This is a genomic window from Erwinia sp. S38 (assembly GCF_016624545.1).
In the GTDB taxonomy this organism is placed as follows: Bacteria; Pseudomonadota; Gammaproteobacteria; order Enterobacterales; family Enterobacteriaceae; genus Erwinia; species Erwinia coffeiphila.
Window position 1 is genome coordinate 175,962 of the sequence record NZ_JACVTS010000004.1, and the last position, 15,170, is coordinate 191,131.

Sequence of the window (15,170 nt, forward strand, 5' to 3'; positions counted from 1 at the left end):
TCGTACGTATTACATATGTCAATAACGATAGACTAATGTCAATATCGATGTAACAGTAATGTGAAGAAAAAACACCTGCCTGCGGGATTTCACCCCCCGACAGCCGCAGGTTTTTTTCTTCTTACCTACTGAAAAACAACGAAAACCTGCATAACTTTGGAGTGAAATGATGGATAGAGTGAAAAATAACGGGCTGCTGCTGAGCGGAAGCATCATTGCCTTTGTACTGATGGGGGCCGGGCAATCGCTGATGGGGCCGGTGCTGCCGGAGTTTCGCCAGATGTTCGATCTGACCATTGCTTCAGCCAGCATGGTGGTGACTGCTCAGTGGGTCGGCGCGTTAATTGGCGTTATCGCACTGTTTTTCGCCGGTAAGCGCGACTGGACGGCGCTGGCCTTTACCCTACTGGTGGTGGGTGCGGCGCTGATGGCGTTTCATCTGAACTGGCCGCTGACGCTGCTGGGATCGCTGGCGTTTGGAGCCGGTTACGGTGCCAGCCTGGCGCTGGTGAATACGCGCCTGCTTGACGCCTTTGGCAAAAAGGGGCCGTCAATGGTCAGCCTGGTCAACGCCCTGTTCGGCGGCGGCGCCATTGTTGCCCCGCTGGTATTTGTGGCGCTGGCGCGCAATCCGCAGCTGTGCTTCGGCATTCTGGCTGTCGGGCTGGTCCTGCCGCTGCTGCTGTCGTTTCGTTTTCCAAAAGCGCACGCGGCAGAAGAAACGGCTCAGGGCAACAGCGGTTTCACACTCTCGGTGCCGACGCTGCTGGTAGGCGCCTCGGGTACGGCGATTGAGGCCTGCCTGATCGGACTGGGCCCGGTGATCCTGGTGGCGGGGAATTTCAGTGACACGGCGGCGGCCAGCGCGCTTTCGCTGTTCTTTGTCTTTTTCCTCAGCGGGCGTATTGCGCTGAGCTTTGTCGGCCATCGCCTGCCGGCCGCGCCGATGCTGATCGGCGGCTTTGTCGGTGGCGCTGTGCTGCTGGCCTGCGCCGGTAGCGGGATCGCCCCGACGCTGACCTATCCGCTGGCGGGCTTCTTTATCGGCAGCATCTTCCCGAACTTCTTTGTGTTTGGTTCGGCGCGGATGGGCAACGACCCGCGCACCGGCTCAATTATCGTGACCGCCGCACTGGCCGGAGGCGTGGCCGGGCCGCTGATTGTGGGACAGGTGATGGCAAATCTGCCGCCGCTGACGCCGTTCTGGCTGCTGGCAGGCTACAGCGCGTTTGTTGCGCTGTGTGGTCTGCGCATTCTGAAGAGCAGGACGGCATCGCCGCTGCCCGTCGCCGGGAAATAAGATTTTGTGATGGTTGATAATTCTGCTGCCGAAAGCCTGATGACCGTGATTTCACGCTTTGCGTGAGAAAGTGCACCAGAAGGGTATGGCAGTTTATCGGAAGGGTTGCGCAGTGAGATGCCCGCCTGGCAGTAACGTGGCGGACAGATGACCAGACCAGTTATCCCCGCGTACTGCGGGGATACCTTTCTGTCACGCGGCGGAGCGGCTTAGCTGCCTACGTTCGGCGATCTTCTCGGCGTGCAGCAGCACTTCCTGCAGGTCGCCTTCATCGATATCGAGCAGTTGGCCTGCCAGCAGTGCCTCGTGCAGGTCGTCACGGGTGATCGATACGGTGATGTCAACCGGCGGCGGTGCGGGTTCCGCAGCGGCCAGCGGGTGCGGATAGCGACGCCCGGCAAGGTTGTTGAACAGAATGGCCAGCAGCGCCAGCGACACCGAATTCAGCAGAACCGGGGTAAACGCAAACTCATAGCCCGTGCTGTGGATGCCCGGCCCGCCGAGCACGGCGGTCAGCGCCACGGCCCCGCCGGGCGGATGCAGGCAACGCAACTTAAACATCAGTGCAATTGCCAGGCACGCCGCCACACCACAGGAAATGGCCGGATTGTCGATCCACATCCCGACGGTCACCCCGGTCAGGGCGGAGATAAAATTACCGCCAACGATCGACCACGGCTGGGCCAGCGGGCTGTTGGGTACGCCAAATAATAAAACGGCCGAGGCCCCCACCGGGGCGACAAACCATAAGTTAACCTCACCCAGCACCCAGTGGCTGAACAGGCTGGTGATCGCCAGCCCGATACCGGCACCGATACTGGCAAGAACCATCTGCTTTCTGGCAACCGCCAGCGGATGGGGTTTCAGGCGGCCGAAGAAAATCCGGACCTTGGCGAGAAAATTATCTGGAGTGGAGTGATTCATAGCGCAGGTGACTAATCCATAGAAAATTCTTATATTATGAGCGGGCGATTCTCCTCCGATTACGCCCCGCAGACAACCTGCAAAAAAGTAAGGTTTTTCATATTCAACCGACCGTTTTTCGGCTACGGTATTTTTTTATGTTTATAAAATCGCTGTGTTATTTTTCAAGGAGCTGTAATGCGTCGTTACGTACTGAAGGGAGTTATGCTGGCACTGGTGGGGTCGTTGGCCGCCTGCAGCCAGTCCACGGATAGCGTCACCGCCCACACCAAAAGTTATGTTTTTAAATCAAAAAACGACTTTGACCCCAATTACACCACCCAGATTTCCGGCACTATCCAGCTGATGAAACCGGTTTTTAAAGCGTATCATGACGACGGTATAAAGGATCGTCAGGCGGGAATGTCGCGTGAGGTGGCGTTGCAGAAAGTAGATAACTTTAAAAAAGAAAAATCCGCAAAAAAGATGGAAAGCCAGCATACCTTTATTAACAGCAGCTATGCCAGCACGCTGAGCGACAAGCAGCGGGCGCTGTTTATCAACGAAGCAATGGGTGCTTATCTGGACGGTTTTGACGGCCGCTGATCGAAAATCACTGCGGTGCCGGGGCCAGACCCAGCGATTCATCTGGCCCCGACGAGCCGCCTTTAGCCAGCGGCTCGTTACCCTGAAATTGAAGGTCAGTTAAACCAGTGCGGCAGCGGATCGGGCAGATTCACCCAGCTGCGCGGCCCGGCGGCGAGTTCGCTGTCGGTGAGCAGCGCCGCATTCAGCTGGCGGCGCAGTTCCCCTTCATCCATCTGCATGCCGATAAACACCAGTTCCTGGCGCGCATCGCCCACCCCATCCTGCCAGTGCTGCATAATCCAGCGCAGGGATTCTTCATCCTGCGGCCAGCGATCGCGCGGTACGCCTACCCACCAGCGGCCCGCCATCTCCTGGCGCGACACACCACCGGCCTGTGACCAGCTGCCGGCAAATTCAGGGCGACTCGCCAGCCAGAAATAGCCTTTGGAGCGCACGACCCCCGGCAGTTCGCCGCTGAAAAAGTCCCAGAAGCGTTCCGGATGAAACGGCCTGCGCGCCCGCCAGACAAAATTGCTGATACCGTACTCTTCCGTTTCCGGCACGTGGGTGCCGCGCAGCTCCTGCATCCAGCCGGGTGCCTGCGACGCTTCGGCAAAGTCAAACAGGCCGGTATTCAATACTTTATCCAGCGGCACTTGGCCGAAACGGGCGATTTCAATACGTGCGCGGGGATTGAGGCTGCGAAGGATACCGGTAAGCTGTTCGCGCTGCTTTTCGCTGATCAAATCGGTTTTGTTGATAATCAGCACGTCGCAGAATTCGATTTGCTCGATAAGCAGGTCGACCACCGAACGTTCGTCGAATTCGCCCAGCGACTCGCCGCGGGATTCAATGCTGTCGCGCGACTGATAGTCGCGCAGGAAGTTAAAGCCATCGACCACCGTGACCATGGTATCCAGCCGCGCCACCGCCGACAGGCTTTCGCCGCTGTCGTCCTCAAAGGTGAAGGTTTCGGCGACCGGCAGGGGTTCGGAGATGCCGGTGGATTCAATCACCAGCTGATCGAAGCGGTTTTCGCGCGCCAGGCGATTGACCTCCAGCAGCAGATCTTCACGCAGCGTGCAGCAGATGCAGCCGTTGCTCATCTCGACCAGTTTCTCATCGGTACGGGAGAGATCGGCTCCGCCATCACGGACCAGTGCGGCATCGATATTGACTTCAGACATATCGTTGACGATAACCGCGACGCGTCTGCCCTCGCGGTTATTGAGAATATGGTTGAGCAGCGTGGTTTTACCCGCGCCCAGAAAGCCGGAAAGCACGGTTACCGGCAGGCGACCATCACGATCGGTGTTGATGCGTTGTTGTGACATAGTGACATCCTCAGGTGCGTTAACGCGGAAATGAACGGGCGTTAAACCGTATCCCTTATGGGGTAATTGTTATGTTATAACATAACAATTGAGGCTGTCATCTGTTTATCGTTGTTACGGCCCGCATGAGCGGGCATGTTTAGCCAGTAAACCCCGCAGCAGCAGCGCCAGCGCTTCGCTACTCTGCGCCAGGCGGGCGTCACTATCTTCTCCTTCGGCGATCCAGAATGCGGCTTCGGCCAGGCTGCCGTAAATCAGCGAGGCCAGCGCCTGCGGATTCGCTTCGGCTATCACGCCCTGAGCAATCAGTTGGCTGATCAACCGCTGCATGGCGTCAACGCAGTGGCGCTGTGATTCCTGAGACGGTCCACCCAGCACGGAACGGGCATCGCGCAGGACAATACGCTGATATTCAGGCTCCAGCGCCATGGTCAGATAGGCATTGCAGCGATGGGTAAATCCCTGCCAGCCGTCTTCAGCCGTGCTGGAAATCGTCTCCAGCCGCGCGTCCATTTCTGCATCGATCTGCTCAACCACCGCCGCGAGCAGTCCCTTTTTATCGCCGAAATGATGATAAAGCGCCCCCCGGGTTAGCCCCGCCTGCCCGGTCAGATCGTCCATTACCGTATCAGCATAGCCGACCTCACTAAAAACCTTTCGCGCCGTTGATATCAGCGCGGCACGGGTTTCTTCCATCTCTGCGCGCGTACGTCGCACCATCATCCTCTCCTTCAGCTAACGAGCTTTGACTGTTTACATACGCAGTGTATGAATATATGCTTTTTCATACGCCACGTATGTATTATGTCTGCAGCCGTTTTTCGTGGCAAGCGGATGCATTATGGAGAAGGAAATGATCGCCACTTATCGTGAGTTATTTGCTGCGCCGGGCACACGGGCTTTTACCCTCGCCGGAATACTGGCAAGGCTTCCGCTGCCGATGACAGGTATTGGTATCATCATCATGCTATCGCAGTCCGGTGGTAGCTACGCACTTGCCGGGGCCGTTTCTGCAACTTTTGTTTTGACCTATGCGCTGTTATCACCGCAGATTTCCCGTCTGGCGGACCGTTACGGCCAGCGCCGGGTGCTGCCTGCTGCCACGGCAGTCAGTTCGCTGGGTTTTTTAACGCTCTCAGTGAACAGCCTGTGGCAGGATACGGCATGGTTGATGTTCACTGGCGCAATGCTCACCGGATTTATGCCTGCGGTCTCGGCGATGATCCGCACTCGCTGGACGGCTCTCTATCGTGGGCGACCTCTGCTACAGACGGCCTATTCACTGGAAACGGTGCTGGATGAACTCTCTTTTATCGCCGGGCCGCCGCTGGCGGTGGCGCTGGGAGTGATAGTGCAGCCCCAGGCCGCTTTGCTTGTGGCTATGTTACTGCTGATCGTCGGCATAGCCGCGCTGCTCGCCCAGCGAGTAACCGAACCGCCGCGAATCTCATCTGATATCAACGGCGGCAGCCAGGCTCTTATCCATCTCCCGACGGTGCGCTTACTGGCCATTTTAATGATGGCGATGGGCGTTATCGTTGGCACCATCGATATCGTCAGCGTGGCTTTTGCTACCGGGCAGGGGCAGCCCGCGCTGGCTAGCCTGGTGCTTTCTGCCTATGCGCTGGGATCGTGTTTTGCCGGGCTGCTGTTTGGCACGCTCAAACTGCAGGCCACTCTGAATCAACAGTTGGTGTTCGGTGGGCTGGGGACCGCTTTAGCCTCTCTGCCGCTGATAATGGCAGGTAGCATCCTTTCCCTGACCGCGGCGGTTCTGCTCTCCGGTCTGTTTTTCGCCCCGACGATGATCGTCGCGATGTCTCTGGTTGAGCGCACCGTGCCCGATCATCGTGTAACCGAAGGGATGGCCTGGCTGCTTGCCGGGTTGAATATCGGCGTTGCACTCGGCGCGGCAGCGGCGGGACAGGTACTCAATCATGGCACGCCTTCACAAGGGTTTAGCGTAGCGGCGGGAGCCGCAGCGGTGATTCTTGCCGTCGTTTTTTATGGCTTCCGCCGCCCGGAGCCTGCTGTCACCGGTGAATAAGTACGATCGGGTTAATGATGAAATCAACTGATTCTGATAAGGAAAACATGAGCACTGAACTAAAACCCTCTGCGGTTGCCCCGGAAAACAGTTTATGGATGGCGGTGATTTGCGTTGGCCTGGCAACGTTTGCCGTGGTTACCACAGAAATGCTGCCCGTGGGACTGCTGACGACAATGGCAGAATCCTTAAACACCTCTAACGGAAAAGCCGGGATGGCTATTTCACTGCCCGCTCTGCTTGCCGCCCTGTTTGCGCCGTTTGTTGTTATTGCAGCCGGTGGCACAGACCGGCGTATTATTCTCCGCTGGCTATTGGTGCTGCTGACGATTGCCAATATCGCATCGGCGCTGGCGCCCGGCATCATTTCGCTGCTGGCTGCACGTACCCTGGTGGGGTTTTGTATGGGAGGGATCTGGGCGATAGCCGGGGGATTATCTTCGCGCCTGGTTGCCGCACAATACGTCGGCCTGGCAACGGCCATTGTGTTCGGCGGCGTGGCCGCAGCCTCTGTGCTTGGCGTTCCGCTTGGCGCATTCATCGGGGATTATGCCGGATGGCGTTGGGCATTTGGCGGCATGGCGCTGTTCAGCGTTTTGGTGCTGGTCCTGCACTGGATCTTTATTCCGGCGCTGCCGGTAACGCATTCCGTTTCGTTCCGCCAGTTTGTGGCACTGCTGCAAAACTCCCGGGTACGGGCCGGTCTGGTACTGACTCTGCTGCTGGTGGCCGGGCATTTTATGGCTTTTACCTTTGTTCGCCCCCTGCTGCTGGATGTGGCGCTGTTTGAGGTGAAATGGATCGGTATTCTGCTGCTTATTTATGGTATCACCGGCGTGGTGGGGAACTTCCTGACCGGGATCGTCACCATGAAGCGGACGGCGTTTACCCTGCTGGCGATTTCGCTGGGCTTAATGTTTACTCCGCTGCTTTTTTTGAGCATCGGACACTATCACACCGGCAGCGGAGCCGCGCTGATACTCTGGGGCCTGGCTTACGGCGGAGTATCGGTTGGTTTGATGAGCTGGATGATGAAAGCCGCACCGCGAGCAATTGAAATCGCCACGTCGCTCTATGTTGGGGTGTTTAACATCGGTATTGCTGGCGGTTCCTGGTTCGGAGGGCAGATCGTCGACCAGTTTGGTCTGGTGCCCAACCTCTGGGTGACAGCCACGATACTGACGGCTGCGGCGCTGCTGTCACTTTACCTGTTGCTTCACGAGCGGAAAAACACCCCTATTACTCTGAAGCTCTAGCTATAACGCTTTGCCCCAAACACACAAAGGATCACCGCCGTGGCGCAGGCAACCATGCTCCAGGCGATGGATTCATGGAGCAGCACGGCGGCCAGCAGCAGGCCAAAAAACGGCTGCAACAGCTGAAGCTGACTGACGCCTGCAATGCCGCCAAGCGCCAGGCCGCGATACCAGAACAGAAATCCAATCAGCATACTGAACAGCGAAACATAGCCCAGGCTTAACCAGCCTGGCTGGCTGACGGCGCTCCAGCTGGGCGGCAGGCTGAACAGGCTGATAACCGCCATCAGCGGCAGGGAGAGCAGCAGCGCCCAGCTGATCACCTGCCAGCCCCCCAGCCGACGCGATAAACCCGCGCCTTCCGCGTAGCCCAGACCGCAGACGATGACCGAAGCGATCATTAGCAGGTCGCCGCTTAGCGATCCGCCCTGCCCGTTGGCGATAGCGAATCCGGCCACGATGGCGGCACCGAGCAGTGAAAACAGCCAGAAAGCCCTCCGGGGGCGTTCTCCACCGCGCAGTACGCCAAACAGTGCCGTGGAGAGCGGCAGCAGCCCGATGAACACCACCGAGTGGCCGGCGCTGATATGGCGCAGGGCCAGCGCGGTCAGCAGGGGGAACCCTACCACCACGCCAAGCGCGACAATAAGCAGCGGCAGGATATCCGAGCGCGCCGGGCGGCGCTGGCGCAGCAGCAACAGCAGTGCCCCGCCCAGCAGTGCGGCAATGGTGGCCCTCGCCGATGTCAGGAACAGGGGCGAAAAATCATTTACCGCCACGCGTGTGGCCGGGAGCGAACCGCTGAAAATCATTACGCCTGTCAGCCCACTCCACCATCCTGCCGTTGTCCGTTCCATAGTGCCTCGCTTCTGTTTTGCCTCACGTTTTCAACGATAATAGGCAACGTCAGGAACATTTCGAAGATACAATGCAGTACAATTTTACCAAACTGTATGGATAAAATTGACCATACAGCTGTGATTGCCATGAGGAAAACTGCGATGACCCGTACCGAAATGCTGATAGCCGACATTCGCAGCCAGATTATCGGTGGCGCACTCTCCGCAGGAGAACGTCTGCCGTCAGTGCGCGGCTATGCGGCAAAGATGCAGGTATCGCCGTCGACCGTTGTTGAAGCCTATGAACGACTGGCGGCGACGGGAATGATCCGCGCACGCCGGGGGGCCGGATTTTTTGTGACCGGGTCGCATCAGCCGCCGCTGAATCTGGTTGAAAAGAATGTCGATTACCAGCGCGACGTTGATCCGTTCTGGGTGTCTCGCCAGGCGCTGGATGCCGATCGCGATGTGCTGAAACCCGGCTGTGGCTGGCTTCCTGCCGACTGGATGCCGGTGGAGCCCCTGCGAAAAGCCATGCGGCAGCTGGCCCGTTCGGATGCCAGCCTGCTATGTGATTATGGTACGACACGCGGTGCGACGGCGCTACGGCGCCTGCTGCTGGCGCGCTTTGCCAGCGAAGGGCTGACGACGCCCATGGAGCAGATTATGCTGACCGGTTCCGGAACCCAGGCGCTGGATTTAATCTGTCGTTTCCTGCTGCGGCCCGGTGACACGGTTTTGGTAGACGACCCCTGCTATTTCAATTTTCAGGCCCTGCTCCGCGCGCATCAGGTCACTATCGTGGGCGTTCCCTTTACGCCGACCGGCCCTGACGTGGCCGTATTTGAGTCGGTTCTCAGCCAGTCGCGACCCAGGCTGTATATCACCAACTCGGCGTTACATAACCCGACAGGCGCGAGTCTCTCCCCGCAAACGGCCTGGCGCTTGCTTAACGCGGCCCGCGAGCACGATCTGATTATCGTTGAAGATGATATCTTCGCCGAGTTTGAACCTGAACTGTCATCACGGCTGGCGATCCCCGACGGCCTGGAGCGGGTGATTCGCATGGGCAGTTTTTCCAAAACGCTTTCGGCTTCGGTTCGCTGTGGCTATATCGCCTGTCGTCCTGAATGGATTGAGGGGCTGACCGATCTGCAAATTGCCACCAGCTTCGGTGGCCCAAGCCCGATGACCACTCAACTGCTGGCTGCTGTGCTTTCCGGCGGTAGCTACCGTAAACATCTTGATGAGGTGGTTCGCAGGCTGTCAAAAGCACGCAAAGATGCGGTTGAACGGCTGGCTGCGCTCGGAATAACGCCGTGGATGGTGCCGCGCGGTGGGTTTTATCTCTGGTGTCGTCTGCCTGCGGGATTCGATTCCACGGAAATTGCCCGCCGCTGCCGACTGCACAACGTGGTGCTGGCACCGGGTAATGTCTTCAGCGTGTCGCAGTCGGCGGGGGAATTTTTACGTTTTAACGTCGCGCATCTGAACGATGAGCGCGTGTATAGCGTTTTGAAGGAAGTGATGGCGGCATGTTCAGCCGGGGATTAGCGTCCGGGCGGGCAGCGTATAACAGAGGCTTCCGTTTAAAACTGCCCGCCGGGCTCCGTATGCCGCTGACGGTCTCACCGTTTTCACGACGGAGAGATTCGCCAGCGGGGTGTTTCGCCTTTAGTGCAGGCTCTCTTCCTTCAAATCAATCGCTCTCAGCGCCTGCTGGAAGGTCGTGTCGGTGATGTTGCGCGCGCGTTTAAGCCTGAACAGCTCGGCACGCTGGGCCACGATGGCCTCGCGCTGCATCTCTTTTTCAATGCGGGCACGCTTCTTCAGCTCCTGGCCGACATCGTTCTGGTCGTCGCTGTCGTTATAGTGCAGGCGACGCTGGTAGGTTTCCAACAGCAGGTTTCCGGCATCCGCCCGCATGGCTTCTTCTTCCGGGTCGTCCAGGGGCTGGCTGAGCAGTTCGTTCAGGCGGGCAATCGCCGCTTCGGTTAGCGCAGCACCAATCGCGCCCTTTCCGGAATCATGGGGTAAGTCATCGGCCAGATACGAAGTCATGATCGGCAGACCGATCGCGGCAACGATCAGCGACAGCAGGATCACCGACATCGACAGGAAAATCAGCAGGTCTCTGCCCGGGAACGGTGAGCCATCGGTCAGCACCACTGGGAGCGTCAGGATACCGGCCAGCGTGATCGAACCTTTTACGCCGGCCAGCGCCATCACCGCCACCGCGCTGAACTGCGGGCGGCTGGTGGTCACTTTACCGCGGCGCTTCTGGCGGAAGACCGTGAGCGTAATCGACAGCCAGACCCAGCAAAAGCGCATTGCGCCCAGCGCCAGGGTGATCACCACCGCATACAGCAGCAGATACCAGGGCGATGAAACGCCTGCCTGGCTGGCAACGTCCGGCAGCGTCTTCAGCATACGGGGAAGCTGTTCGCCTAGCATCAGGAAGATCATACCGTTAAGGATGGTTTGCAGCATGTTCCATACGGCGCTGCTTTTCATGCGGGTGGCGGGCAGGCGCGGACCGGAGAGCTGCTCGTAGTGCATGGCAATCCCGGCGGCAACCGCGGCCAGAATGCCCGACACGTGGACGCTTTCAGCCAGAATGTAGGCGGCAAACGGGATAAGAATACTGATCAGGATCTGTATTGCCGGTTCTTCACGGGTACGTTTAATCAGGAAGTTATTGCACTTGCCGGTGGCCCAGACCACCACCAGCCCGCTGAGGATACCGCCGACGGCCATCAGAACAAACCGCGTTACCGCATCGCCGGCTGAGAAACTGCCGGTCAGCACGGCGGCAACGGCAAAGTTAAACGCTACCAGACCGGACGCATCATTCAGCAGCGACTCGCCTTCAAGAATATGACCCATTCTGGAGGGCAGCGGCGAGCTGGCGGTCATCGCCGATACGGCGACCGGGTCCGTCGGTGACAGGATCGCCGCCAGCGCAAAGCCGGCCGCCACGGTAATTGCCGGGATCAGCCAGTGGATGAATAAACCGATACCGATAATGGTAAACAGCACCAGCCCGATGGCCAGTGACAGAATGGGTTTTAAATCGCTGAAAAAGGCATCCTTCGGGATGCGCCAGCCATCAAGAAACAGCAAAGGAGGAATAAACAGCAGCAGAAAGATGTGGGGATCAAAATCGACCTGAAAGCCGCCTGCAGCCAGCGCTGCTCCCGCCGCAATCTGCAGCAGCGGCAGTGGGATTTTAGCGGACAGTAAATGAGATATAAAAACGGTAACAACAATGGCCATCATAAAAACTAATACAATGGTGATCAGCGACATTCGCAACCTCCCCTTTTGGTAAAAATGGCATAACACATACAGACCTTCTCCCTGGTTGAAATAAACAACAAAAAATGACTGATATTCACGGAACACCGGTTCTCTCGTCATTGAATGAAGCGTCATTTTGGCTATCAGCCCGGAGGGATGATACAGGAAATATCCGATGCGAAAATGATGCATTCATGGTGCGCCGTACGGGCACTGCTCACGCGGTCAAAATACACACACTTTTTAAGGCGTTAATCTTTAACATCAGATGTGGTAGTCAACCTATTAAGATTTTAACTGCGCATCGTTATCAGATATTTATCTTTCACAGTTTCCCCCCTCGCTGTTAATAATCGTAATAACTTAATTGTCTGGCGGTGAAACTCATGACTGAACGTATTCGTTTAGCAAAAGCGGAAGAGGCAGAATTACTCCACGGTTTATTGCAGCGCGCCTATGCGCCGCTTATTCCTCAGGGTATTCATTTCACTATTACCCGCTCCAGCGTGGAAGATGTTCGCGCGGTGATCGCCAGCGAATCCACCTTCGTACTGGAGAATGAGGGACGCCTGGTTGCCACGCTGACCGTCCGCTTTCCCTGGGCTGCCGACAGCAAACAGGTATCGCCGTGGCCCTTCCTGCACTGGTTTGCCGTCGATCCGGAGTTCAAAGGTCAGGGCTTCGGCAGCCGGATTATCCGTTACGTTGAGGAAAGCTTCCTGCGCGATACGATGAAATCCCCGGCGGTGTATCTGGCCACGGCCATTAAACATCCGTGGCTGTCACAGCTCTATTTACGCCGTGGCTATCAGCCGTTTCATCGTGCGGTTAATCCGCTGGGCGTAGAGCTGGTTTATTTAACCCGCGTGCTCGATCAGCAGCGCTATCAGCAGGCGAAAATTAAAGAGTACGTACACGATTATATTGAAAACTCACTGACTGCTTAGTCGTCTTTATTACCTTTCTGGGAAAACTATGCGCTTAAATAATAAAGTGGCCATGATGGCTACGGTATCGCTGTTGGCTTTATCCGTCTCATCGGCATTTGCCGCCGCTGAACCCCGCACGGGCGGCACCCTGACGTGGGGCGTTGAAACCGAACCTAAGCCGTTAAATCCTCAACTGAACGGTCAGTCAAAAGCCGAGCTGATCCTGCGTGTAGCCTATGAATCACTGCTGGCACGTAATGCCGACGGTAGCTTTGTTCCGTGGCTCGCGGAAAGTTACCGCGTGGAGCAGGACGGCAAGCGCATTATTTTCACCCTGCGTCCGGATGTAAAATTCTCCGACGGGGCCAAATTGAATGCTGAAGCGGTGGCAGAAAACTTCCGCCATATTCAGGACCCGGCCTACTGCGCGGGTTCCAGTCTTTGCGCGTTAAGCCGCCATATTGACAGCATTGAGACCCCGGACGAACGTACCGTGGTGCTGAATCTCAAGGCGGTTTACTCACCGTTCCTGGCCTTTGCCGCCGGTCTGAAACTGATTTCACCGAAATCCTGGCAATCGCCGGATCTGAAAGCGGGCGGCGCTTCCGTGGCCGGAACCGGGCCGTTTATCCTGCAGCGCTATGAAAAAGGCCAGCAGATTGTCTTTGTGAAAAATCCGGAATACAACTGGGCACCGGCCAACGCTGCTCATCAGGGACCGGCGTATCTGGATGGCGTGACCTATCGCTTCCTGCCGGAATCCTCGGTGCGCGTGGGGGCGCTGCTCTCCGGCCAGGTTGATGCGATCGAAGGCGTTTCCGGTAACGATGCCGGTGAGTTCAAAAACAATCCGGACTTCACCTATCAGCACGCGCTGAATACCGGTACGCCGTACTCGCTGTTCCTCAACGTGGAATACGGCCCGACGCAAGAACTCAAAGTGCGCCAGGCATTGTTACAGGGACTGGACGTGGCGCCGATCCTGCAATCCATTTATCGCGGCGAACGCACGCGCGCCTGGGGCATTACCTCCCCGGTCGATCCGCTGTACACCAACGGCGTGGAGGGTAAATACGGTAATAACCCGGATCTGGGCAATAAACTGCTGGATGAAGCAGGCTGGAACACGCGTGATGCCGACGGTTTCCGCACTAAGGACGGCCAGCGCCTGAGCATTGAAATCATCCAGGCGCAGGCGACGGTGCGCGATCAGCGCGATGTGCTGCTCCAGGCCATTCAGGCTCAGGCCCGCCAGCGTCTGGGCGTGGAGCTGAAGCTGCGCTACGTGGACTCCGGCACGTATACGGAACTGCGCAACAGCGGCCAGTTCGGCTCGATTGCCAACTCGAATACCGAAACCGACGGCATTGATATTGAAAACCACTATCTGCCGGTGAATGCAGGCGGTGCTATCAACTACAGCCGCACGTCCGATCCGGCGATCCTGCCGTTGCTGAAAGGCGCGTCCGCGACCGCCGATGTGCCGGCCCGCCGTGGCTTCTACGCGCAGCTGCAGCAGCTGGCGATTATCGACCGGGCCGTGGCGATCCCGCTGTACGAGCCTGAAGATCAGATTGCCGCCGCCAGCTACGTCCACGGTATTGGCTTCCGTCCCTTTAAACAGATGCCGGAAAACGCCTACAGCGTCTGGCTGAGCGAACATTAACAGGTGAGTCATGAGTAGCGAAACCACCCCCCTGATTAAAAGCGTCGGGCAACCACGACCGAAGTCGTCATCATCGCTGGCCTGGCGTATTGCCGGGCGTATCGGCGGCGGCGTGATGGTGCTGTGGGCAGCCGTCAGCCTGTCGTTCATTGCCGTCTGGCTGGCACCGGGTGATATCGTCAGCCTGCTGGTCGGTGAACAGGTGCGTACCCCGGCAATTGAGGCGGCTATCCGCGCCGAATGGGGGCTGGATCGCCCGCTGTGGCAGCAGTATCTCAGCTATCTGTGGCGCATCATGCACGGTGATTTTGGTCGCTCATACATGCTGAACGTTGATGTGGGCCAGCTGGTCACCTCGCAACTACTGCCCACGCTGAAGCTGGCCGGTGCGGCGCTGCTGGTCAGTGTGGTGTTTGCGGTACTGGTTGCCGTACTGACCGCGCACCGCCGCTGGGGACGCAGCGTTGCCAACGGGCTGGAGCTGCTGCTGGCTTCCACTCCCTCTTTCTGGCTGGGGATTGTGCTGCTGTTTATCTTCAGCTTTACGCTGCGCTGGTTCCCGGTGGCCGGCGACCGCAATTTCGCCGCGCTGGTACTGCCTTCTCTGTCGCTGGGGCTGGCTCAGGGCGCGGTGGTGTCGCAGGTGCTGCGGCGCGGGCTGGAAGATGCGCTGGACCAGCCCTTCTCCCTGACGCTGCGCGCCTGGGGGATTCACGGGGTGATCGTGCGTCTGCGCCATGCGCTACGACATGCGGCACTGCCGGCGGTGACGCTGACCGGCTGGCTGGTGGGTGGCCTGCTGAGCGGCGCGGTGATCACCGAACAGGTGTTCAGCCGCCCGGGACTCGGCAAGGTGACCGTTGATGCGGTGCTGGCCAAGGACATGCCGGTGGTGCTGGCCGTGGCGATCCTCTCTGCGCTGGTTTATGTGGTGATGAGTACGCTGGTCGATATTCTCGGCCTGCTGATCGATCCGCGCCTGCGCAGCCAGGCAGACAAGGAGTAAGC

The 15,170-nt window shown here is 58.0% G+C and carries 13 protein-coding genes; 8 read left to right on the top strand and 5 right to left on the bottom strand.

What is annotated here, in order from left to right:
• Nucleotides 1–166 precede the first annotated feature (166 nt).
• Complete coding sequence (locus IBT46_RS06625) at nucleotides 167–1,300, top strand: sugar MFS transporter (protein ID WP_200544957.1); 1,134 nt, start codon at nucleotides 167–169, stop codon at nucleotides 1,298–1,300.
• A 192-nt stretch (nucleotides 1,301–1,492) separates the two neighbouring features.
• Here the strand turns inward: IBT46_RS06625 and IBT46_RS06630 are convergent, their stop codons facing one another.
• Nucleotides 1,493–2,224 (bottom strand): HPP family protein, encoded by a 732-nt coding sequence (locus tag IBT46_RS06630; RefSeq protein ID WP_200544958.1) that lies wholly within the window; start codon nucleotides 2,222–2,224, stop codon nucleotides 1,493–1,495.
• A gap of 177 nt (nucleotides 2,225–2,401) precedes the next feature.
• Between IBT46_RS06630 and IBT46_RS06635 the strand changes: the two genes are divergently transcribed.
• The gene (locus IBT46_RS06635; protein ID WP_200544959.1) at nucleotides 2,402–2,809 is read left to right on the top strand and encodes an Exc2 family lipoprotein; all 408 of its coding nucleotides are present in this window, start codon (nucleotides 2,402–2,404) and stop codon (nucleotides 2,807–2,809) included.
• Between the two features lie 95 nt (nucleotides 2,810–2,904).
• Here the strand turns inward: IBT46_RS06635 and zigA are convergent, their stop codons facing one another.
• Nucleotides 2,905–4,125 carry a zinc metallochaperone GTPase ZigA gene (zigA, locus tag IBT46_RS06640; protein WP_200544960.1) on the bottom strand — a complete coding sequence of 407 codons (1,221 nt, stop codon included), beginning with the start codon at nucleotides 4,123–4,125 and terminating at the stop codon, nucleotides 2,905–2,907.
• Between the two features lie 114 nt (nucleotides 4,126–4,239).
• Nucleotides 4,240–4,845, bottom strand: a complete 606-nt coding sequence (locus IBT46_RS06645) for a TetR/AcrR family transcriptional regulator (RefSeq protein ID WP_200545065.1) — start codon at nucleotides 4,843–4,845, stop codon at nucleotides 4,240–4,242.
• A gap of 133 nt (nucleotides 4,846–4,978) precedes the next feature.
• Here IBT46_RS06645 and IBT46_RS06650 point away from each other — a divergent pair, with 133 nt between their 5' ends.
• Together IBT46_RS06650 and IBT46_RS06655 are read left to right on the top strand one after the other, a co-directional pair.
• On the top strand, nucleotides 4,979–6,172 hold the full coding sequence (locus tag IBT46_RS06650; RefSeq protein ID WP_200544961.1) for an MFS transporter: 1,194 nt from the start codon (nucleotides 4,979–4,981) through the stop codon (nucleotides 6,170–6,172).
• 47 nt (nucleotides 6,173–6,219) lie between these two features.
• The gene (locus IBT46_RS06655) at nucleotides 6,220–7,428 is read left to right on the top strand and encodes an MFS transporter (protein WP_200544962.1); all 1,209 of its coding nucleotides are present in this window, start codon (nucleotides 6,220–6,222) and stop codon (nucleotides 7,426–7,428) included.
• Here the strand turns inward: IBT46_RS06655 and IBT46_RS06660 are convergent.
• Entirely contained in the window at nucleotides 7,425–8,285 is an 861-nt protein-coding gene (locus IBT46_RS06660; protein WP_200544963.1) for a DMT family transporter, read from the bottom strand. The genes IBT46_RS06655 and IBT46_RS06660 overlap by 4 nt on opposite strands.
• A 144-nt stretch (nucleotides 8,286–8,429) precedes the next feature.
• On the opposite strand from IBT46_RS06660, the gene IBT46_RS06665 reads away from it, so the two are divergent.
• Nucleotides 8,430–9,821: a PLP-dependent aminotransferase family protein gene (locus IBT46_RS06665; RefSeq protein ID WP_200544964.1), complete on the top strand. Its 1,392-nt coding sequence runs from the start codon at nucleotides 8,430–8,432 to the stop codon at nucleotides 9,819–9,821.
• 120 nt (nucleotides 9,822–9,941) lie between these two features.
• Here the strand turns inward: IBT46_RS06665 and IBT46_RS06670 are convergent, their stop codons facing one another.
• Entirely contained in the window at nucleotides 9,942–11,576 is a 1,635-nt protein-coding gene (locus IBT46_RS06670; RefSeq protein ID WP_200544965.1) for a Na+/H+ antiporter, read from the bottom strand.
• Between the two features lie 377 nt (nucleotides 11,577–11,953).
• Here IBT46_RS06670 and IBT46_RS06675 point away from each other — a divergent pair, with 377 nt between their 5' ends.
• From IBT46_RS06675 to IBT46_RS06685, 3 genes are read left to right on the top strand one after another with little or no spacing between them, the layout of a single operon-like run.
• Nucleotides 11,954–12,514 (top strand): GNAT family N-acetyltransferase, encoded by a 561-nt coding sequence (locus tag IBT46_RS06675; protein WP_200544966.1) that lies wholly within the window; start codon nucleotides 11,954–11,956, stop codon nucleotides 12,512–12,514.
• A gap of 52 nt (nucleotides 12,515–12,566) precedes the next feature.
• A complete protein-coding gene (locus tag IBT46_RS06680) occupies nucleotides 12,567–14,162 on the top strand; it encodes an ABC transporter substrate-binding protein (protein ID WP_370569410.1) in 1,596 nt (531 codons plus the stop codon).
• A 10-nt stretch (nucleotides 14,163–14,172) separates the two neighbouring features.
• Nucleotides 14,173–15,168, top strand: coding sequence for an ABC transporter permease (locus tag IBT46_RS06685; protein ID WP_200544968.1), 996 nt, complete (start codon nucleotides 14,173–14,175; stop codon nucleotides 15,166–15,168).
• Nucleotides 15,169–15,170: the final 2 nt, after the last annotated feature.